This is a genomic window from Pseudomonas sp. MWU16-30322 (assembly GCF_020515535.1).
GTDB lineage: Bacteria > Pseudomonadota > Gammaproteobacteria > Pseudomonadales > Pseudomonadaceae > Aquipseudomonas > Aquipseudomonas fluorescens_H.
The window spans coordinates 328,116-346,314 of sequence record NZ_JAIWYL010000002.1; the positions used below are offsets into that span (position 1 = coordinate 328,116).

The window sequence follows — 18,199 nt, forward strand, 5'->3', positions numbered from 1 at the left end:
GGGCGCCCTTCATGGGCAGAGGCGGCTTTGAAATGGCTTTGATCGTACAGAAATTTGGAGGCACCTCGGTCGGTACTGTCGAGAGAATCGAGCAGGTCGCCGACAAGGTTAAGAAATTCCGCGATGCCGGCGATGACCTGGTGGTTGTGCTGTCTGCAATGAGCGGCGAAACCAACCGTCTGATCGATCTGGCCAAGCAAATCAGTGGCGACGCGCAACCGGTTCCGCGTGAACTGGACGTGATCGTCTCCACCGGTGAGCAGGTGACGATTGCCCTGTTGGCCATGGCGCTGATTAAGCGCGGTGTGCCGGCGGTGTCGTACACCGGTAATCAGGTGCGGATCCTGACGGACAGTGCGCACAATAAAGCGCGTATCTTGCAGATTGATGACCAGAAGATTCGCGGTGATCTGAAAGCAGGTCGCGTGGTGGTTGTCGCCGGTTTCCAGGGCGTCGACGAGCACGGCAACATCACCACCCTCGGTCGTGGCGGTTCCGACACCACGGGCGTGGCACTGGCGGCGGCATTGAAGGCTGACGAGTGCCAGATCTACACCGACGTCGATGGTGTCTACACCACTGACCCGCGTGTGGTGCCGGTCGCCCAGCGTCTGGACAAGATCACCTTCGAAGAGATGCTGGAAATGGCCAGCCTCGGTTCCAAGGTGCTGCAGATCCGCGCGGTGGAATTCGCCGGCAAGTACAACGTTCCGCTGCGCGTACTGCACAGCTTCAAGGAGGGTCCGGGCACCCTCATTACTATTGATGAAGAGGAAACCATGGAACAGCCGATCATTTCCGGCATCGCTTTCAACCGCGATGAAGCCAAGCTGACCATCCGTGGCGTGCCAGACACCCCGGGCGTGGCGTTCAAGATTCTCGGCCCGATCAGTGCCGCGAACATCGAAGTCGACATGATCGTGCAGAACGTTGCGCACGATAACACCACCGACTTCACCTTCACCGTGCACCGCAACGACTACCAAGCCGCACAGACCGTGCTGGAAAACACCGCTCGCGAGATCGGTGCCCGGGAAGTGGTGGGCGACACCAAGATTGCCAAGGTCTCGATCGTCGGCGTCGGCATGCGTTCCCACGCAGGCGTGGCCAGCCGCATGTTCGAATCCCTGGCCAAGGAAAGCATCAACATCCAGATGATCTCGACGTCGGAAATCAAGGTTTCCGTGGTGATCGAAGAGAAGTACCTGGAACTGGCTGTGCGCGCTCTGCACACGGCTTTCGAACTGGACGCTCCGGCCCGTCAGGGCGAGTAATCCGGTCATCTGAAGGGCGCGGTCTGACCGCGCCCTTTATTTTTGAATGGCGCGAGCCCCTGAACTGTTCTTTTGCTCGCGCTGGTCAATACTCAGGCATGTAGGGCTACGATCGCTCCGGTTGTAGGTCGGGTGCCTTTTTTTTGCAGACTGTTGTCCCTGAAATGAAATGCGTGAGGAGAAAGGTATGCTGATTCTGACTCGTCGGTGCGCAGAAAGCCTGATTATCGGTGATGGCGAAATCACCGTGACCGTGCTCGGCGTCAAAGGAAATCAAGTGCGTATCGGCGTCAACGCCCCGAAAGAGGTTGCCGTGCACCGTGAGGAAATTTACCTGCGTATAAAGAAAGAGAAGGACGAAGAACCAAGCCATTAATTTTTATCGATTTTTATGTTTGCAAACGGGGAAGAAGGTGGTTAATATACGCCCCGTGTTGCGGAGAGCTGGCCGAGTGGCCGAAGGCGCTCCCCTGCTAAGGGAGTACACCTCAAAAGGGTGTCGGGGGTTCGAATCCCCCGTTCTCCGCCATTATTTGCTTAGTACGTTGTAATCTGGCTTTTTCTGTAAGTTGTTGAATTTATTAGAAAAAGTGGTTGGAATAGAGATTAGACGGGCTATAATGCGGCGCAACAAATGCACTCGTAGCTCAGCTGGATAGAGTACTCGGCTACGAACCGAGCGGTCACAGGTTCGAATCCTGTCGAGTGCACCATTTAAGAGTTGTTTATAGCGATATAAAGAACTCGGCTTCAGCCAGTTGTGGTCTGGTTTAAAAACACAAATGCACTCGTAGCTCAGCTGGATAGAGTACTCGGCTACGAACCGAGCGGTCACAGGTTCGAATCCTGTCGAGTGCACCATTTAAGAGTTGTTTGTAGCAATACAGGCAACTCGGCTTCAACCAGTTGTGGTCTGGTCTAAAAACACAAAATGCACTCGTAGCTCAGCTGGATAGAGTACTCGGCTACGAACCGAGCGGTCACAGGTTCGAATCCTGTCGAGTGCACCATATTCAAGAAGCCCGCGTTTAACGCGGGCTTTTTGTTGTCTGCGATTTGGCTTTTCCTTTCACGCAGCCCTTCTCATCAAAATCGACTTGAGCACTGCGGCCTCGTTTCAGGTCGTATCGATAGCTCGTCGTCGACGTTCGAATATTCACCTTGTCCGGTTTGCCCAGAGCGCTTTCAACATCCTGTTGGCTCATGCCGGCAATCACTCGTTGATTGATGATCGCCGCGCGGCGCTGCCTGGCATTGATCAGGTTGCCGCATTTATCCTCCAGGCGGCCAACGATGCCTGGTTCACGTCCCCTGATTGTCATACCGGATATTTCTTCGTGGTTGTGTTCCGGCATGATCGGCACGACAGATCCGGGCGAGTAGGGCTTAACTTGCTGCAGCGAGCGCTGCTCATCGTTCGCACAACTCAGGGTGGTGAAGGTGATGCCGCCGTCGGGTGCTTCGCAGCGGTGAAGGGTGTTGGCAACCCCGGCGGGCGGCAGGCAGAGCAGGCTGGCGACTACAAAACGGAATGTTCTGGATAGCATTCGACGTCCTCCATGACGATCTACGCTCAAGGGTAGTCGCTACATTTTTCAGCGCCGGTGTGTTTTCTTTTCAAGATGAGTCGTCGCATCTGCACGGGTCAGGACAGTGCTCAGCTTTGTCGCGCAAGCGCTTGTTTCGACCGCGATTTTTTAACGTTTAAAACTGTCAGGCGGTGTATCATTGCGCCCGTCAGCCCCGCCGGGGCTTATGGAAAACCTCCATGGACTTACCCAGTAGTTACTCAGTAACCCGTTTCACCAATCATGAATTGACTGATTGATCCTTCCGGCGTGCCCCGCTGCTGGGAGTGGAGTTCGCCTATGTCCGAAATCGAAGTAAAGAAAACACAGGAAAGCCTGCAGGATCGCCTGGCTCAGGTCGTTGAGCTGCTGCAGCGCCAGAAGGTCGTCGAAGACCTGACTCATCGCCAGGAAGGCGCGCATCACGACCGGGTCGAGAACCTGGTTCACCGGCAGAACCTCGTCGAGCTGCAACGCAAACTCGATGATCTGCACTCCGCCGACGTTGCCTACATCCTTGAAGCCTTGCCGCTGGACGACCGTCTGACGCTCTGGCAACTGGTCAAGGCTGATCGCGACGGCGACATTCTTCTCGAAGTATCCGACTCCGTTCGTGAAACGCTGATCGCCGACATGGACGATCACGAGCTCCTGGCTGCGGCCAAGGACATGGACGCCGACGAACTTGCTGACCTGGCCTCCGAGCTGCCGCGAGACGTCGTCCATGAGCTGATGGAGACGCTAGATCAGCAACAACGCGAGCGCGTGCGTTCGGCCCTGTCCTATGACGAGGAGCAGGTCGGTGCGCTGATGGACTTCGAGATGGTGACCATCCGTGAGGATGTCAGTCTCGAAGTGGTTCTGCGTTACCTGCGCCGTCTCAAGGAATTGCCGGGGCACACCGATAAACTGTTCGTCGTCGATTACGACGGTGTGCTCAAGGGTGTGCTGCCGATCAAGCGTCTGCTGGTCAACGATCCGGACAAACAGGTTTCTGAAGTCATGGCCAGCGATCCGGTGAGTTTTCACCCGGACGAAGACGCCTATGACGCTGCTCAGGCGTTCGAACGTTACGACTTGATCTCGGCCCCGGTGGTCGACAAGAACGGCAAGCTGATCGGCCGTCTGACCATTGACGAAATGGTCGACCTGATTCGTGAGGAGAGCGAAAGCGAAGTCCTCAACATGGCGGGTCTGCGGGAAGAGGAAGACATCTTCGCCTCCGTCTGGAAATCCCTGCGCAACCGCTGGGCGTGGCTGGCAATCAACCTGATCACTGCCTTCGTCGCTTCGCGGGTGATCGGCCTGTTCGAAGGCTCGATCGAGAAACTGGTGGCGCTGGCGGCGCTGATGCCGATCGTGGCGGGTATTGGCGGTAACTCCGGTAACCAGACGATCACCATGATCGTGCGCGCCATGGCGCTCGACCAGGTCAGCACGGGCAACACCTCGCGCCTGATGCGCAAGGAACTGGCGGTGGCATTGATCAACGGTCTGGTCTGGGGCGGGGTGATCGGTGTGGTCGCTTACTTGCTCTACGGCAGTTGGTCGCTGGGCGTGGTAATGACGGCGGCGATGACCCTCAATTTGCTGCTCGCAGCGTTGATGGGGGTGCTGATCCCGATGACGCTGGCGAAGATGGGGCGCGACCCGGCGATGGGCGCCAGTGTGATGATCACGGCCATGACCGACAGCGGTGGCTTCTTCATCTTTCTGGGGTTGGCGACGATCTTCCTGCTCTGATTCTGTGCAATGCAAAAGCCCGCCAATTGGCGGGCTTTTTTGTGTCTGTGTATTTATCTGTGGCGAGGGGATTTATCCCCGATGGGTTGCGCAGCGACCCCAGGAGAGGCCTTGGTACCATCGGGGATAAATCCCCTCATTACAGGTCTACCTCGGATTGTCGTTATTAAAATCCGGGCAAAAAAAAGCCAGCACTTAAGCTGGCTTGAGATGTTCGGTGTGGCTCAGGACGCGTCTGCGGCCATTTCGGCGTCGTGAGCGATCAGCGACACCAGAGCGTTCTGTTGACGGTGCGACAGCTGACGGAAGCGTTGCAGCAGCTCACGCTCGTGCAGCGAAAGCTCAGGGCTGTCCAGGCGCATGCTCAACTCTTCGCCCAGTGCACCTTCCTGAATAAGACTCTGCTCAAGGCGCGCAATGATTTCGGAGTTCATGCTGCGATGATGATTGCGAGCCACCTCGGCAATGCGTTCACGCATCCCGTCTGGCAGACGTACGACGAACTTGTCAGCCGTACGGCTGGAATAAATTGCCTGTTTCAATGGGCGCATATATTTAACCGGTTAGTTCAGGGGAGCGGTTCTCGGGATTGGCCGCAGGATGTGTGGTAGGACAAGCATCCGCGCCAAATGGTTCAACCTGAATTGTTAAGAGGCCCGCATCATGCCTCAAAATTGCCAGATCATTGGCGTCAATTCTGTGACAAATATTGAGCTGGGTAAAGGCGTAATGCCAGCACCAATTATCAGAAATGCGGACTGGTTTGAAAACTTTGCCTTGGTCCGCATCAACGACCGCTTCCGGGTACACATCTGTTGATGTCCAAAGACGTCAGAACGTGCATGCTATGCGGCTTTCGATCCTTGTTCCTTACCTGTACAGGATAGTGGCAATTTGCCGATTTACTAGGGGCAAACACCGGCCGGAGGGCGTTTTCAGGATGGATGGCAAGCTTATTTATCTGATGGGGCCCTCCGGTTCAGGCAAGGACAGCCTGATCGAGGCCGCGCGTGAGCCTTTGCGCGAGTTGAACTGCGAAGTCATGCGTCGAGTAATTACCCGATCAGCGGAATCCGTGGGCGAGGACGCTATCGGCGTGACGCCCGAAGAGTTCGAGCGACGCCAGCAAGCGGGGGGCTTCTCGCTGGCCTGGCACGCCAATGGGCTGGCTTATGGCATCCCGGCAGAAATGGACGAATGGTTGCGTGCCGGGCGACGCGTACTGGTGAACGGCTCACGCGCCAACCTGCGTCAGGCGCTTGAGCGCTACCCGACACTGCTGCCGGTGCTGCTGACGGTCAAGGACGAAGTCTTGCGTGAACGCCTGCTCAGGCGTGGTCGGGAGACGCCTGAGCAGATTGATGCGAGGCTGGCGCGCAATGCGCTGTTCAAGGACAGAAGGGCAACTGATTTGCCCGTGCATCTGATCGACAACTCGGGCGACTTGGCGGACGCCGTTAAGCAACTGCTGAACTTGATCCGGCTTAACGCAGCACCGGATCAAATTTGATCTTGCGCCCGGCCACCAGGGCCAGCACAAACAACACTGCAAATACGCCGCAGCCAATCAGGGGAAGGGTGACTGCGGTTTCCTCGAACAGCGAAAAATGCACAACGCCACTCAATAAGGCGAGGATCAGAAACCCTGCGGCTGATTTGGACATGCTGTACTCCTGAAGATATTTCAAAAAACCAGACGTTCGGTGTCGCGCGTCGGCAGTGCTTGCTCAGGCTCATTGACCGCCTGCGCCGCGAAGTCGCTCTGATTGCTCAGCACCGCCCACTGCGGCGCTTTCTGCACCTGCAAGTAATGCGGCATACGCTGAGCAACGGGTTCAGCACTCTCTGGGACAAAATGAAAGCCAACCAAAACCGCCAGTGCGATTGCGTTTGCGAGCAGGAGAGTGCTGTTCATGGGGCGGACTCCGTTTGTTCTGTTATGAGAACAGACATAGCAGCCGTCGTGCCAACAGTCTAACCGCTGTGAAGTCCTTTAAAAACAAGCATTTGGAAGGGTTTTTCATAAGGCGCGGGTTGCAATCTGCAATGATGGCTTTTTTGGGGAGTGCAAATTGCACGGTAAATGTTCCCGCAGCATTGCAAGGCGCCTGCCTACACTTAAAAAGCCCACGGACGACATGACAAATCAAGGGCCGGCCGTTAACATGCACGCCGTCCGTCGCGCCGTGTCCGGCCGCGATAACTCAGTGTCTCAGTAGCTCAATTGGATAGAGCATCCCCCTCCTAAGGGGAAGGTTGGCAGTTCGAACCTGCCCTGGGACACCATATATTCCGGGCCTCTCCAGCATTTCTGCATTCTTCGTTTTTTCTCTGTGACAGCAGGGTGGCAGCAGGAGGATCAGAAACGACTGGCGCAGCCGTCGAAGTTTTTATCCGTGAATGAGCGAATCGCCACGTATTTCAAGCTTTCGACATTCATGTTGCTCCCCATAGCAACAATCAATGGGGCGTTGCCTTGCTGGGTGTTCGGCCCCACCCTACACTCCGATCATGATAACGACCTTCAAGCATAAGGGCCTTCGGGACTTTTTCTTAACACGGACGACCCGGGGTATTCAGGCCGAGCACGCTGCTCGCTTGATCCGTATCCTTGGTGCTCTTGACGTCGCTGTTAAACCGAGTGATATGGACATTCCGGGCTATCGCTTGCATCAACTCAAGGGGAACCTGGCGAGTTTCTGGTCGGTCACAGTTTCAGGCAACTGGCGCGTGATCTTCCAATTCAACGGCTCAGATGTTGAGCTTTTGGATTATTGCGATTACCACTGACAGGAGGGTAATGACTATGCCTATGCACAATCCGCCCCACCCTGGGGAAATCTTACGCGAAGACGTGCTTCCGGCATTGAAAATGGGTGTTGGAGATTTAGCTGAGCACCTGGGCTATTCGCGCGCGCACTTTTCTACTGTCCTTAATGGGCACACCAGCATAAGCGCTGAGATGGCGTTTCGTTTGGAAATGGCCGGACTGAGCAGCGGCCGCCAGTGGCTGGCGATGCAGTCTGCTTATGATCTGTGGGAAGCAAAAAGTCGTGAGCATCCAGACATCACTCGGCTAGAGCCCGTCTGATACTTAGGAAGCCAAAGCCCTGCACTTGCAGGGCTTTTTGTTTTGTACTCAGACCTTAGCCAAATCCCTTATCCGTAGAACTGTCGTTGTCGAGCAGTTGGCGTGGCGAGCTGTAGCGCGAATGCCCAGGCCGGCGCCGAGCAATTCCGAAACGCGCTTGTGTAGATCCTCGTCGACTGGGCGACCCTGGTACTTGCCTGCGGCTTTCGCCTTCTCGATACCCTGGGCCTGCCGTTCGCGGCGTTGCTCGTAATCCTTGCGCGCGATCGCCGCCATCATTTCCACCAGCATGGAATTGATCGCGCCCAGCATCCGACCGGTGAACTCGTCGCCCTTTGTCTCCTGCATTCCCTGGTGGCTGGTCGGCAGGTCGAGCGCCACGATGCGCAGGCCCTTGGAGTCGATCGCCGACTTCAGCTTCTGCCAGTCCTCCACAGGAAGTCGCGAGAGGCGGTCTATCGACTCCACCAGCAGGACGTCACCCTTGCGCGCATCTTTGAGCAGGCGCAGCAGCTCAGGCCGATCTGCCGATGCGCCACTGGCGTTCTCCAGGTACACACTCGCAATCACCTTGTTGTGGTCGCTGGCGAATTGCTCGAGCGAAGCCCGGGCGCGGCCGGCGTCTTGCTCTTCGGTCGATGCTCGGAGGTATGCGCGGATGAACATGATGTGCTGTCCGTATCAGTTAAGGTGTTCTACTAATACTGTTGCACTATGAGTGTCACTTATCAAGCGAAACGCGCAAATAAACACGAATTTGCGCGTATCAGCTCAGGCATACCCTGATGCTGCAGTACTACAATGTGTGATTGATAAGCGCGCACGCTAGGAAGGAATCTGTATGGCTGGTGAAAATGTTCCACCTAAATTCAAGTCCAGGGCTTATACGTGCATTTTCTGCTCAACCTTGACGTCGATGAGGTGGGAGCCTCTGATCGCTCACCCGTATGACAATCCTTACCAAACAGTTTTTTATTTATGCACTTGTACTCACTGTCGGAAAGAGAGTGTGTGGAAGCGGTTTGATACAGAATTGGAAGATGGAGAGTTGGTGTATCCAGATATCTTGCCGGCTCCGGAAGCGCACGAGCATCTGCCTGAGGACTGCAAGCGAGATTTTGAAGAGGCGAGAGAGACGTGTGCCAAATCCCCGCGAGGCGCGGCGGCACTGTTGAGGCTTTGCCTCCAAAAGCTATTGGCACACATAGGTGGCAAGGGCGAGCACATTGATACCGATATCAAGACGCTGGTTGCAGCAGGGCTGGACGCTCACGTTCAGCAGGCTCTTGATGTGATTAGGGTGACGGGAAATAACGCTGTGCATCCACTAGAGATGAACCTGGAAGATGATCAGGATAGCGTCCTCGTTTTGTTCGAAATGATCAACTTCATAGTTGAAGCGCGGATCAGTCGGCCTAAAAAAACTCTCAATCGCTTCGCAAATCTCCCTGAAAAGGCTCGTCTTGCGATTGAGAAACGGGATAAATCAAAGATCTAGATGTGAGCAGTTTTGCTCCCATCTAAATACGCATAGGTTGACGTTCTAATAGCGTCCAGCGAATGTCTCATTCAGGCAAATGAGGATGAACTTTGAATCATGAATTATGGCTCGAACCCGATGGCTTACAGCTGTTCTGTCACTCTGGGCCTCATGGAGATGAATCGCGCGCCCTCCTTGAGCCCGGCTCGAAGCTGGTTTGGGAAGTTGAAGCGGCAAGCCGTTTCGAAGCGATGACTAAGTATTATGAGTACATGGATTGGGGGGAGTGGACCACGGATTTTCCCGAGCTGGATAAGACTCCTTACGGAGGGCCTGGCTGGGAGGACTATCCTGCATGACATATGGAGGGTGTGGTTATGTTTTATCCTCCGCGTGAATCGATGCCGAGATAATTATGCCGCCCCACCGGCGCTCACCGATGCAGATCGGCACAGGATTGCCGCTGGCGGTTGTATTTTTCGCGCTGCCGAACGCGTAAGACGGAGCGTTTTCAGGGGATGCACTTTGTTTCAGGCCGGTAGCCTGTGGACTTAGCATTTGAATGACGCCGCCGGCGGCAAGTGCAATCCCTGGTGCTAATGTCGCGCCGTTCGTTACTGAGCTCATGGCGATCAGAACGACGCCAAGTACAGTTTGGAACAAACCTGCACGCTTGCTCCCTGCAATTACCGGGACGATCCGGATCTCTTGAGCTCCACCCAGCTTCAACTCCTTCTCGCCGATGTTCTTCCGATTCCGGAACACGGCGAACTCGAGACCATTTCGTTTTGCATCAGCGAGGTATTTCGCGAATCCTGGATAGTTAACGTCGATAGCCTTCACCGCTTCTCGCGTATCACCTGTGGCAAGCTCGTAAATGTGCTCGCGCCCGAACATCTTTCCGGCCGATCCACTGAGCAAGATTCGCGTTTTGGTGCCGTAGTTGGTGGCCATAACCATGGTTACTCCTTGGCGCTCTGGGCGCTGTCGTTGGGGGCTTCAACACCCAGTCGTATGCCGAGCAGCGAGCGCGACATTTGCGCTTGGTCCACAGTTACCTGTTCGTGCCGCGGGTCGTAGTTCCAGATCCGGTCGTAAATCCCCTGGTAGGCCCTGGCACCGCGGAAGGTGCCCCGAAGAAGATCGGCCGACACCCGGGCTTCTTCTTCGGTAAAGAACGGCCCGTCAATCATCACCTTCTGGCCGTCGCGGACGTGCTGGACATCCCACACGACGTAACCGGAGTCAGGGCCTTGTTTCAGCGTGTAGGGTGCAAAGCGGGTTGTCTTGCACGCCTCGGCGAAGCGTTCCTGGTAAGTGGTCAAGGTATTTGCTCCCAGTTGGCGGCCGCACCGTGACGGCCGCAAGTCGAACCGCTTACGCGGCTTCGGATTCTTCCTCTGCAGCCTTCGGCTTGCCTCGAGCTGGGATCTTTTCCAGCCAAGCGCGCAACGCCTCTGAGCCGTCACAACCCGATCGCCACTTTTCAAATCGACCTGCATAGCCAGTTGAGTTCGCAACCATTCCACTGAGCGATACGCCGACCTGCGAAGTGGTAGCAAGTACATCGTCGTAGACGGCCAGCATTTGGCGAAGAGCTTCAAGGTCATCAGCGCGGGAGGCGGCAATGCCTGCTCGGGAAAGGCTCGCTGCTGCTTCAGAGTTGAGGCCAGAGAGCATCGGGTTTGCTCTCAACACTGCTTCGACGATATCGGGATGGCCACCTTGACGAGCCTCAGACATGAGGTTGCGGCGCTCTTCTGGACTGAGTTCGCGCACAAGCGCTCTCAGCTCTTGGTCTGCGAGAAAGCCCGCGATGTCACTACTCGCGCGCGGAGTGACTGGGGAGAAGCCTTGGGTGACGGTTTCTGCGAGTGTGCGCATATCCTTTGCAACTGACTGCATAGCTGGAAGGAGCGCGGTTGAAACAGCCTCGATTTTTTCTTTGCTCAATCGCTCGATCGCGGACGAGTTGAAATCTTTGTTTTCCCGGATCGAGACGATCTCTTCGCCGAAGTCTTTGAAGGTCTCCAGCGCCAGTGTTTGAAGCTGGCGAGCGGACTTCATCAAACCGCCGGCTTGCCATACTCCTTTGGTCCCGTCCGGACGCTGGATAGAGAAGGTGTGAGCCTCAATGCGAGAGTGCTCGTATTCGGAGTAGTGGAGGTTGGCCAGGCCGACCTTGAGAACTGAGCGTTTGCCGATTTTCATTGCGTTACCTTTGGATTGTTTGGGATAGGGGTAGGACGGTCGAGGATGTAGATGCGTTGAAAACATCGAGAAGAGAGACTTCCCCGATGGCGGCGGCACCGCCAACGGCTTCGGCGCTCAACTCGTCCATCAGCTGACTGATCTGCCGAACGTCGCTGCTAAATTGGGAGTCGCCGGCCGCCTGCTTCAGTCGGGCGATTTGGTCACGGATGTTCATTGCGCACCTCAACGATCCGCTGGTAATGCTCTGCAGCGTGCTGCTCAACCGAGACACCTTCAGGAGGCCAGGTAACGATCCAAGCCCCTTCCTCGGGTGCGACGCGCATATCGAGAATGCCGACTTGAGCTGTCCGGCCGGCGCGCTCAATTTGTCGAGTGTGAAGAATGATGGCTTTCGCCATTTGCTCACCTTGGTCGCTATCCATCTCTGCGAAGGGGAAGAACAGCGATACATTCCGCCCCTGAATTCGATAGTCGACTTGATGCCCAGCGGTTTTCGGGAAGTCTTCTTCCGCTTGGATCTCTCTGGTATTTGCTCGGATCACCGCGAGCACAATCAGCAGCACTGTTTCATCTGCGGCGCCGATCTTTTGGGCGATCCTTTGCAGTTCTGCTTTCAATGACTTGATGCTCATTGCTGCATTCCCTCCATTTGCGTGCGGAGTTCTTCGACGGCCTTTTGAAGCTCAGCGACCTCTATCACCCGGGCTACGGCGCTCAAGCCTTCGATGAGCGACTTACCCTGGTCGGGCGCGAGTTGTCCGCCGGCAACTGCACGCATGATTGACTTGGCTGCGCTCGGTAGGTCCGTATCGTCGAGTTCGAATTGCACCGGCTCGGAGGTCGGTTTGATTGGCGGGACAAGGCGCTCAAGAATCAGTCGGCAAGCCTGCATATCGCCCTTCTTGGCAGCCGTGAGCACCTTCTTCGTAACTGCGTCCGCACCCTCGGCAAGTCGAGCGCGAAGCTCCTGTGTTTGCCCGGAGCGTCCACCTGGGTTGCCTGACTGCCCGGGCTTCCATTTCCCGCTCTTGTCGCGCTCAGTCATGCGGTGGGAGATTCCATGGCAATGACCGGTTTGTTTTCCGCAAGCGCGATGAGGAGGGCGGATGCCTGGATGCTTCCTTCGCTGGCAGCGTCGCGCAGGCGACCCCACGCCGCGGCTACCTCTGAGCGAGTCGGTTTGTGTTGTCGACCTCGAGCGGTCTTGGCTGTGTTCATGGGATGACCTCAAGTGGATTTGAATAAGCTTCAAACTCACATTAGGCATGATCTGATCTTATATCCAGTGTTTTTTGGGTGCACCTAATGTGCTACACGGAACGGGACTGAATGGGACGGAAACAGTTGGTTTTGCCGGACGAGAAAGGGGAATTTTTGTTGCAGTAAGTGAACGACAGCCAAAGTGATACACGGCCGAGTTTTCGGCCCAGTCATCCTGTGGTGCAGGAGGTTACGGTGGAGTGGTGGGACTTTTCCTCAAATTGAGGAAGTACCCCCAATGGGGGAAGTTGAACGATCCAACCCCCGCTGGGGGGCGGACCTGTCATCCCATTTTGGTAGGGCAGGTGTCGCGACACGTTTTGCGGGATCTGAAAACGTGTCGCGTACCAATTACAGGCTTCTGCATTAGCGAGGGAAGGTTTACACCACCGGTGGAGACCTTTTCTCAATCGTCGTGATCCACCACTGGTGAAATACCCATGAGGGGCGGGGATTTCAAATCTGGGAACATTCCAGTCGGTTCATCCTGGCGAGACGATTTGCCAGCTTTACCTTAAGGTTCATTTGGCGCAGCCGAAACAGTCTCAAACTACTTGGGAAAAATTGCGATGCTCTCTTACCTTGGCATTACCGGATCAGCGATCGAACTCATCCTGAAAACCGTCTCTGGCATCAGCATCAAAACCGAAGCTCCAGAAGAGCTTAACCACGCAAAGCTGCAAGCAGAAACAATGGCCAGCATCGTTATGGCCCAGGCCAAAGCTCAGCAGGAGCAGGCAATTGCGCTTAGGATAGCCTGTGCGGAAGAAGTCCAAATTGAGGAATATTACGACACCACGGGCAAAGGACACTTGGGGGTCAGTGCGAAGGAGGAGGGCATCACTGCCGGGCTCGGTGGTGAAGGTCGCCGGGTGACCAAGCGAATCATCAAATTCACCGGGAATCCATGCCCCGAGGAGATTTATCAGAATTTCCTGATCGGAAGCGGCGTCGACTCTAACAAGTGATTTTTGTAGTGTGCCTGCTCCAGCCTGCTGTCAGGCTTCGCTTCGATCGGATGATGAAGAGTTAACGATGATGCGAGACGGAACGCAGCCGTTGCTGGTTTGACCAGCGCATCGCGTATGAGGAAGCTGCCGAAAGATGAATGTGAGTCTCTATCATTGGGAGGCATCATGATGTCGAGGCCTGACCTAACACTGAAATCTAACTGTTGAACCCTCTTGTTCACCTTCTTGAACAAGAGGGTTTTGTTAAGGTCTATTGTGGCTTGCTAAGTTTCGCGACTCTATTAACTTGTGAAAGTATTGAGATGTTTTTCTTGTCATTGCTTTTTGGTAGTGATTTGAGTTGTATATGTTCTGTGACTTGTCTTATGGCGGGCATTTTTTCAATAATTTTGTTTTTTGCCATGTCGCTGTACTTTATTATTGTCGATAGGAACGGGATGAAACAGCCTGCCGTGTCTATTCCTAGGTCTAGTGCGTGTTGTGTTTTTTTCTTTGTGGAAAGTGCTGCGGCCAAATCTTTGTTGTACTGAGTAACTCGTAGGGACCTATCCTCGGTACTAAGTGAAGAAAGCTCGGAAAATAGAGATGCCATCCCTTGTCGTAGTACTGAGCTAGATATTTCGCTTTCGTATTCCTGTATTGATATAAAATCATTAACTTGAAATGTTGATATTAAGTCAAGTGTAGGGTTGCCTTGCTCCTTGGTGGTGGTAAGTATGTTGAAGTCATTTATTGTGTTGTAGGTGCTGTTTTTATAAAAATTTAGTGTGTTTCCCATGGCTAGCGCGAAAGGATGGTCGGTATAGTCCTCTCCTTCGGTATAAAATGGGAAGTACGTTGCATCAAGTGCATGTGCTAGATGTATCTGGTCACTATTTACTACAAATTCAAATTCTAGTTTTTCTTTAAACTCACTTGGCAAGCTATTTGAGATTGGTTTGTTAACGCCATATCGCGCGACACCCATCGGGCCGGCTTCGTTTAGAGTGTTAAAGCTAGAGCGTAACGCTTGCTTTGGCCATAGCAGATAATTCGCTATTTGGTCGGCATTCTGCCCAGTTGCTTTCGATACCTCCATAATGAAAGGGTGTATTAGGTGGTCGATTGCGGGATCGCTTAGAACGTAGGAGCTATTTATAGATACCAAGTCAATAGCGCACAAGGCGGCTAGAGCCCGCCGGCTTACTACCGCGTTGTTATTTTCTTGATAAGCCTCATTGATAAAGCCGTAGTCTAAGCGCGACTCCGGCTGTAAGTTTAGAATTTTGATTCGCCCTTTAGAAATTAGATGAAGGATGTCATCTTTTGTAATGCGTTGCTCTCTTAGAAAGGAAGACATGTTTTCTTTGAGTGGTAAAACGCAGTATACGATGTCGTAAAGAAGAATGAGGCTTCTTAAGTTGCAGTTTTTAAACTTCGAAAAGTTGGCAAGGCAGGATGTTTTTTTGCTTTCTATAAAATATAGGTCGTTTTTTTTGTATTTCCCTTCGTAGATATCTTCGAGCTTTTCAAACCAAAGATTTTCGTCCCTCTCCAAAAAGACGCAGTTCATTGATTTTGCTGCTGATGCTGGGCCTATAAAAAACACTTCACCGATAGGTCCGCCTTTTGCTTCGGTAACTCCTCCTGTTGTAACTTCAAAATTCATGAGAGGTTTAAGGAGTTTTAGTTTTTCTGTGAGATTTAGAATTTGATCTGATGAAGGTTCTCCTTTTAGCGTAAGGATGAAAATGTTTCGATCAAAATCTTCCTTGATTGAACTGACTTCTATCGTGGGGAAGGCACAGGCCAGATGATTGTAAATTTGCTCAGTGGTAAAGGGTAATCCTTCGAAGTTTGAAGGTATTTGGTTGTCGCTAATGTTTGCGATTGTTGATTCGTATTTGTGTGGTTCTTCCCAGGTCAAATGCACTGGAGCAGTTAAGTAGCGGATGCTGTCGTCAAATATGTGAACAAGCTGCTCCTTGTTTTCTGTGTCTTGATTCACTTTTATGAGGAAATTGTTTTTTTCTATTTTATATATGGTTGTTGTGAAGTAAGGGTATTTCGAGCGGAAATCAAGATCAATCCGCCTACACCATCCTTCGTAATCTATAGACATAAGCTTTTCCTCAGCGATTTTTGATTTTTATCTTGGTTATGGTCATGAAGCATAGTCACTCTTAAGCTGGAAAGCAGAGTTTATTGATTTTTGACTAGTCTAAATGCTAGATGCAACACAGAAGCCTTGCTGATTACAATAAGACGCTGATTTTTTGCCTTTCTTCCAGATCCAAGGTATGGGCGTATCTTAGCCCGCTATAAGGCAACGCAGTGATCCACGCCAGGTCATTCGAGAGATGCGGTTGTAATCTCCTCAGTGTTGAGGGGATCACACCAGTGGTGGAAACCTCGATGCGCCACCAATGGTGGAACACCAAGACTTCCACCACCGGTGTAAGTCTCCACGCCTTTTACGACCTTCTCGCGAAAGTGTCGGCGAGCCCGGCACCGAACAGCAAAGCGGGAATTCCCACTTTCAGATCTGTAATCCAGATGTGAGCAAAAGTCCGCGCATCTGGGGGGGGTAATTTTTTTGCATCCCTCCATTGCGTTAGTACTAACCTTGTGTAAGTATGCTGTCAACGTTAGTACAAACGAGATGCCAGATGACCGAAGTCAAAAGAACGACACCCAAGACCAGCAACGAGCGCCAGAGAGATCTCAAGGCACGCAGGATCGCCGAGGGATACAAGCACACTACGGTGTGGATTCACGAAGAAACAGCAAGGGAGGGGATCATGGCAGCGCGGGCAGGGCAGCCACTTGAGCCGATGGAGTCGAAAGACCCCTTGAGCTGGGCGGCGGGCTGGATCAGCGAGAAGAGCAAGCAGTAACGGGTGAAGCGGTGGCTCAGATTGAGCCATCAGAGAAGAGGTGCCAAGCCGCTGCGTCAACAGCGGCCTGGCGATTACACGACGACACTTGAAGGTACACGTCATGCAATTTAGGCAGAATACCATCCAAATTTTGGACGCGCACGGCCAGGTCATCACCACCATGGTGCTGCCGGCCAATATCAAGCTGGCCCAGTTGGCGCCATTGAAGATCCTCGGCGACATCAGCCTGAAGGTTTTGCCAAGCGCCGCGCCATTCTGCGGAATCTGCGTAGGGGGTGCGCAATGAACCAGCCAGCCGCCCGTATCGCCGACGAAGCCCTTGAACTACTGCGCGCTACACACGAACGCATCAACAATATGCGGGTGCTGTTCAACGCGATCACGAAGGACCTGAAGCACGGCAAGTCGCACGACGTCGAAGAGCTGGCTAGCCTCGGCAGCTTCCTTGGCTACGACTGGGCGAACTACGTCGACAGCGAAGTCGAGCAGATGCAGAAGGCGCTCGACGCGGCGGAGGTGGCCCAATGAGCGCCTCTATTCGATCACGGGACGACCTGAGCTTCACGCAACGCGATGATGCCGGTCGCCTTATCAATTGGCCGCGGTACAACTACGGCGTGCCTGGGGACTGGGAGAAGGGTATCGCCTGCTTCGATGCCGAGATTGCCGAGTTGGCCGCCTACGACGAAACAGAGGCGTTCCATGCGATCCAATTCGCGATCGTGGGAATGGGAGGGCGCTGCACAAGTCTGGAAACGGGCTTCATCGACCGAGTGGCCCGGGCGGCGGTGCTTGGTCTGCGTTCACTGCGGGCTGGTGCTGAGCAGTTCGCTCCTACAGACATCGACTGAAAAACTACGAAAGCTTCGTAATATCGAAGGCACTACCCTGCAACGGGGTGGTGCCTTTTTCCATCAGGGTATCAACCCCGTCGCGAGCTTTCGAAGATCGCTATCAGATCTGGTCGGAGTGAGCGCGCGCATTCACGGCAGTAACCCGCGGCAGTCCAAGGCAACCAATCGACGACAAGGAATGTCATTCCACCAGCCTGCGCACACTGCCTGTAGTCCATGCCAATACAGCGACCTTGCTTGAAGTTCTGGATCATCTAAAACCCCCTATGGGGATGGTAATTTATAAAGGTGTCCATTTTCTGGACTCACAAAACCCTTGAAATCGGCTAAAGCAGTCCATTTTCTGGACTGGTATTTCTAGGCTCTGGAACAACCGGACGTAACCGGAAAATGTGAGTCCATTTTCTGGACTGGTGCAGTCCATTTTCTGGACTAGAAATTCTGTTAATCAGAGGAGCAATTTCCGCTTTGGCGTCTCTGTTGGGCCTTCCTCGAGGTCGGCGCCCGGACACTCGTCGATTGGTAGCCAGGTCAGTGCATAGAGGTTCGGTCTACCATTGTCCCGGCTCCGGTCGTACCCCCTCGTCTTCTGAATCAGGTTCCGCTCAGTGAGCTCTCTCAGGGATGCCGCCAATACCGTTTTGGACATCCCGCCCCAGTCGGCCATCATTACGTGTGTTGCTGCGAGATTGCCGTTGTTTCTCCCGTTGAACTGGTACTCCAGGACCTCCAAGACCTTGCGGGCGGCCCATGACATTTCCCGGTATTCCTGCTGGGCCATGAGTACCTTCGGCTTGGCGAACGCGCCCCTAGGCCCCCAATTTGATTTGGCTATTTTTTTCTTGGCCATTCAGTGACTCGCAGG

Annotated in this window: 25 protein-coding genes and 5 tRNA genes; 17 read left to right on the plus strand and 13 right to left on the minus strand. The window is 53.8% G+C overall.

Features of this window, described 5'->3' with window-relative positions; translation table 11 throughout:
- Positions 1 to 32 precede the first annotated feature (32 nt).
- The 6 genes from LCH64_RS04390 to LCH64_RS04415 all read left to right on the plus strand — a co-directional run bounded on the left by LCH64_RS04390 (position 33) and on the right by LCH64_RS04415 (position 2,284).
- Entirely contained in the window at positions 33 to 1,274 is a 1,242-nt protein-coding gene (locus LCH64_RS04390; protein ID WP_003227260.1) for an aspartate kinase, read from the plus strand.
- A gap of 187 nt (positions 1,275 to 1,461) precedes the next feature.
- Positions 1,462 to 1,650 carry a carbon storage regulator CsrA gene (gene csrA, locus LCH64_RS04395; protein ID WP_002554426.1) on the plus strand — a complete coding sequence of 63 codons (189 nt, stop codon included), beginning with the start codon at positions 1,462 to 1,464 and terminating at the stop codon, positions 1,648 to 1,650.
- A 62-nt stretch (positions 1,651 to 1,712) separates the two neighbouring features.
- Positions 1,713 to 1,803, plus strand: a tRNA-Ser gene (locus tag LCH64_RS04400).
- Between the two features lie 107 nt (positions 1,804 to 1,910).
- Positions 1,911 to 1,987: transfer RNA gene (locus LCH64_RS04405), tRNA-Arg, on the plus strand.
- Between the two features lie 71 nt (positions 1,988 to 2,058).
- Positions 2,059 to 2,135, plus strand: a tRNA-Arg gene (locus LCH64_RS04410).
- Between the two features lie 72 nt (positions 2,136 to 2,207).
- A tRNA-Arg gene (locus LCH64_RS04415) sits at positions 2,208 to 2,284 on the plus strand.
- A gap of 18 nt (positions 2,285 to 2,302) precedes the next feature.
- On the opposite strand, the gene LCH64_RS04420 is transcribed toward LCH64_RS04415, so the two are convergent.
- On the minus strand, positions 2,303 to 2,821 hold the full coding sequence (locus LCH64_RS04420) for a cell envelope protein SmpA (protein WP_226499597.1): 519 nt from the start codon (positions 2,819 to 2,821) through the stop codon (positions 2,303 to 2,305).
- A 321-nt stretch (positions 2,822 to 3,142) separates the two neighbouring features.
- Between LCH64_RS04420 and mgtE the strand changes: the two genes are divergently transcribed.
- Complete coding sequence (gene mgtE, locus LCH64_RS04425; protein WP_003227256.1) at positions 3,143 to 4,585, plus strand: magnesium transporter; 1,443 nt, start codon at positions 3,143 to 3,145, stop codon at positions 4,583 to 4,585.
- A 224-nt stretch (positions 4,586 to 4,809) separates the two neighbouring features.
- Here the strand turns inward: mgtE and LCH64_RS04430 are convergent, their stop codons facing one another.
- On the minus strand, positions 4,810 to 5,136 hold the full coding sequence (locus LCH64_RS04430) for an Arc family DNA-binding protein (RefSeq protein WP_003178899.1): 327 nt from the start codon (positions 5,134 to 5,136) through the stop codon (positions 4,810 to 4,812).
- A gap of 389 nt (positions 5,137 to 5,525) precedes the next feature.
- Between LCH64_RS04430 and phnN the strand changes: the two genes are divergently transcribed.
- Positions 5,526 to 6,095: a phosphonate metabolism protein/1,5-bisphosphokinase (PRPP-forming) PhnN gene (phnN, locus tag LCH64_RS04435; protein WP_003227252.1), complete on the plus strand. Its 570-nt coding sequence runs from the start codon at positions 5,526 to 5,528 to the stop codon at positions 6,093 to 6,095.
- Here the strand turns inward: phnN and LCH64_RS04440 are convergent.
- On the minus strand, positions 6,070 to 6,249 hold the full coding sequence (locus LCH64_RS04440; RefSeq protein ID WP_003227249.1) for a PA3371 family protein: 180 nt from the start codon (positions 6,247 to 6,249) through the stop codon (positions 6,070 to 6,072). The genes phnN and LCH64_RS04440 overlap by 26 nt on opposite strands.
- Positions 6,250 to 6,269: 20 nt before the next feature.
- On the minus strand, positions 6,270 to 6,500 hold the full coding sequence (locus LCH64_RS04445) for a hypothetical protein (RefSeq protein ID WP_226499598.1): 231 nt from the start codon (positions 6,498 to 6,500) through the stop codon (positions 6,270 to 6,272).
- 294 nt (positions 6,501 to 6,794) lie between these two features.
- On the opposite strand from LCH64_RS04445, the gene LCH64_RS04450 reads away from it, so the two are divergent.
- From LCH64_RS04450 to LCH64_RS04460, 3 genes are all read left to right on the plus strand, one after another.
- A tRNA-Arg gene (locus LCH64_RS04450) sits at positions 6,795 to 6,871 on the plus strand.
- Positions 6,872 to 7,096: 225 nt separating this feature from the next.
- On the plus strand, positions 7,097 to 7,375 hold the full coding sequence (locus LCH64_RS04455; RefSeq protein WP_226499599.1) for a type II toxin-antitoxin system RelE/ParE family toxin: 279 nt from the start codon (positions 7,097 to 7,099) through the stop codon (positions 7,373 to 7,375).
- Positions 7,376 to 7,391: 16 nt separating this feature from the next.
- Positions 7,392 to 7,676 carry a HigA family addiction module antitoxin gene (locus tag LCH64_RS04460; protein WP_226499734.1) on the plus strand — a complete coding sequence of 95 codons (285 nt, stop codon included), beginning with the start codon at positions 7,392 to 7,394 and terminating at the stop codon, positions 7,674 to 7,676.
- Positions 7,677 to 7,724: 48 nt separating this feature from the next.
- On the opposite strand, the gene LCH64_RS04465 is transcribed toward LCH64_RS04460, so the two are convergent.
- A complete protein-coding gene (locus tag LCH64_RS04465) occupies positions 7,725 to 8,342 on the minus strand; it encodes a recombinase family protein (protein WP_226499600.1) in 618 nt (205 codons plus the stop codon).
- Positions 8,343 to 8,517: 175 nt separating this feature from the next.
- Here LCH64_RS04465 and LCH64_RS04470 point away from each other — a divergent pair, with 175 nt between their 5' ends.
- Positions 8,518 to 9,174, plus strand: a complete 657-nt coding sequence (locus LCH64_RS04470) for a DUF4145 domain-containing protein (RefSeq protein WP_226499601.1) — start codon at positions 8,518 to 8,520, stop codon at positions 9,172 to 9,174.
- A 357-nt stretch (positions 9,175 to 9,531) separates the two neighbouring features.
- Here the strand turns inward: LCH64_RS04470 and LCH64_RS04475 are convergent, their stop codons facing one another.
- The 6 genes from LCH64_RS04475 to LCH64_RS04500 are packed head-to-tail and all read right to left on the minus strand — an operon-like array spanning position 9,532 to position 12,415.
- Positions 9,532 to 10,116 (minus strand): tail assembly protein, encoded by a 585-nt coding sequence (locus tag LCH64_RS04475; RefSeq protein ID WP_226499602.1) that lies wholly within the window; start codon positions 10,114 to 10,116, stop codon positions 9,532 to 9,534.
- A gap of 2 nt (positions 10,117 to 10,118) precedes the next feature.
- Positions 10,119 to 10,481 (minus strand): hypothetical protein, encoded by a 363-nt coding sequence (locus LCH64_RS04480; protein WP_226499603.1) that lies wholly within the window; start codon positions 10,479 to 10,481, stop codon positions 10,119 to 10,121.
- A gap of 52 nt (positions 10,482 to 10,533) precedes the next feature.
- Positions 10,534 to 11,367 carry a hypothetical protein gene (locus LCH64_RS04485; RefSeq protein ID WP_226499604.1) on the minus strand — a complete coding sequence of 278 codons (834 nt, stop codon included), beginning with the start codon at positions 11,365 to 11,367 and terminating at the stop codon, positions 10,534 to 10,536.
- A 4-nt stretch (positions 11,368 to 11,371) separates the two neighbouring features.
- Positions 11,372 to 11,584, minus strand: coding sequence for a hypothetical protein (locus LCH64_RS04490; protein WP_226499605.1), 213 nt, complete (start codon positions 11,582 to 11,584; stop codon positions 11,372 to 11,374).
- Positions 11,571 to 12,002, minus strand: coding sequence for a hypothetical protein (locus LCH64_RS04495; protein ID WP_226499606.1), 432 nt, complete (start codon positions 12,000 to 12,002; stop codon positions 11,571 to 11,573). Before LCH64_RS04495 ends, LCH64_RS04490 begins: the two co-directional genes overlap by 14 nt.
- Positions 11,999 to 12,415, minus strand: a complete 417-nt coding sequence (locus LCH64_RS04500) for a DUF5681 domain-containing protein (protein WP_150647854.1) — start codon at positions 12,413 to 12,415, stop codon at positions 11,999 to 12,001. The genes LCH64_RS04495 and LCH64_RS04500 overlap by 4 nt, the downstream gene beginning before the upstream one ends.
- A gap of 784 nt (positions 12,416 to 13,199) precedes the next feature.
- Between LCH64_RS04500 and LCH64_RS04505 the strand changes: the two genes are divergently transcribed.
- Positions 13,200 to 13,598 carry a hypothetical protein gene (locus LCH64_RS04505; protein ID WP_226499607.1) on the plus strand — a complete coding sequence of 133 codons (399 nt, stop codon included), beginning with the start codon at positions 13,200 to 13,202 and terminating at the stop codon, positions 13,596 to 13,598.
- Positions 13,599 to 13,851: 253 nt separating this feature from the next.
- Here LCH64_RS04505 and LCH64_RS04510 read toward each other — a convergent pair whose 3' ends face one another.
- A complete protein-coding gene (locus tag LCH64_RS04510) occupies positions 13,852 to 15,702 on the minus strand; it encodes a hypothetical protein (RefSeq protein ID WP_226499608.1) in 1,851 nt (616 codons plus the stop codon).
- A 547-nt stretch (positions 15,703 to 16,249) separates the two neighbouring features.
- Between LCH64_RS04510 and LCH64_RS04515 the strand changes: the two genes are divergently transcribed.
- The 4 genes from LCH64_RS04515 to LCH64_RS04530 all read left to right on the plus strand — a co-directional run bounded on the left by LCH64_RS04515 (position 16,250) and on the right by LCH64_RS04530 (position 17,331).
- A complete protein-coding gene (locus tag LCH64_RS04515; RefSeq protein WP_226499609.1) occupies positions 16,250 to 16,477 on the plus strand; it encodes a hypothetical protein in 228 nt (75 codons plus the stop codon).
- Between the two features lie 103 nt (positions 16,478 to 16,580).
- On the plus strand, positions 16,581 to 16,766 hold the full coding sequence (locus LCH64_RS04520) for a hypothetical protein (protein ID WP_226499610.1): 186 nt from the start codon (positions 16,581 to 16,583) through the stop codon (positions 16,764 to 16,766).
- The gene (locus LCH64_RS04525) at positions 16,763 to 17,008 is read left to right on the plus strand and encodes a hypothetical protein (RefSeq protein ID WP_226499611.1); all 246 of its coding nucleotides are present in this window, start codon (positions 16,763 to 16,765) and stop codon (positions 17,006 to 17,008) included. Before LCH64_RS04520 ends, LCH64_RS04525 begins: the two co-directional genes overlap by 4 nt.
- A complete protein-coding gene (locus LCH64_RS04530) occupies positions 17,005 to 17,331 on the plus strand; it encodes a hypothetical protein (protein WP_226499612.1) in 327 nt (108 codons plus the stop codon). The genes LCH64_RS04525 and LCH64_RS04530 overlap by 4 nt, the downstream gene beginning before the upstream one ends.
- Before the next feature lie 451 nt (positions 17,332 to 17,782).
- Here the strand turns inward: LCH64_RS04530 and LCH64_RS04535 are convergent, their stop codons facing one another.
- Positions 17,783 to 18,184 (minus strand): MarR family transcriptional regulator, encoded by a 402-nt coding sequence (locus LCH64_RS04535; RefSeq protein WP_085730383.1) that lies wholly within the window; start codon positions 18,182 to 18,184, stop codon positions 17,783 to 17,785.
- Positions 18,185 to 18,199: the final 15 nt, after the last annotated feature.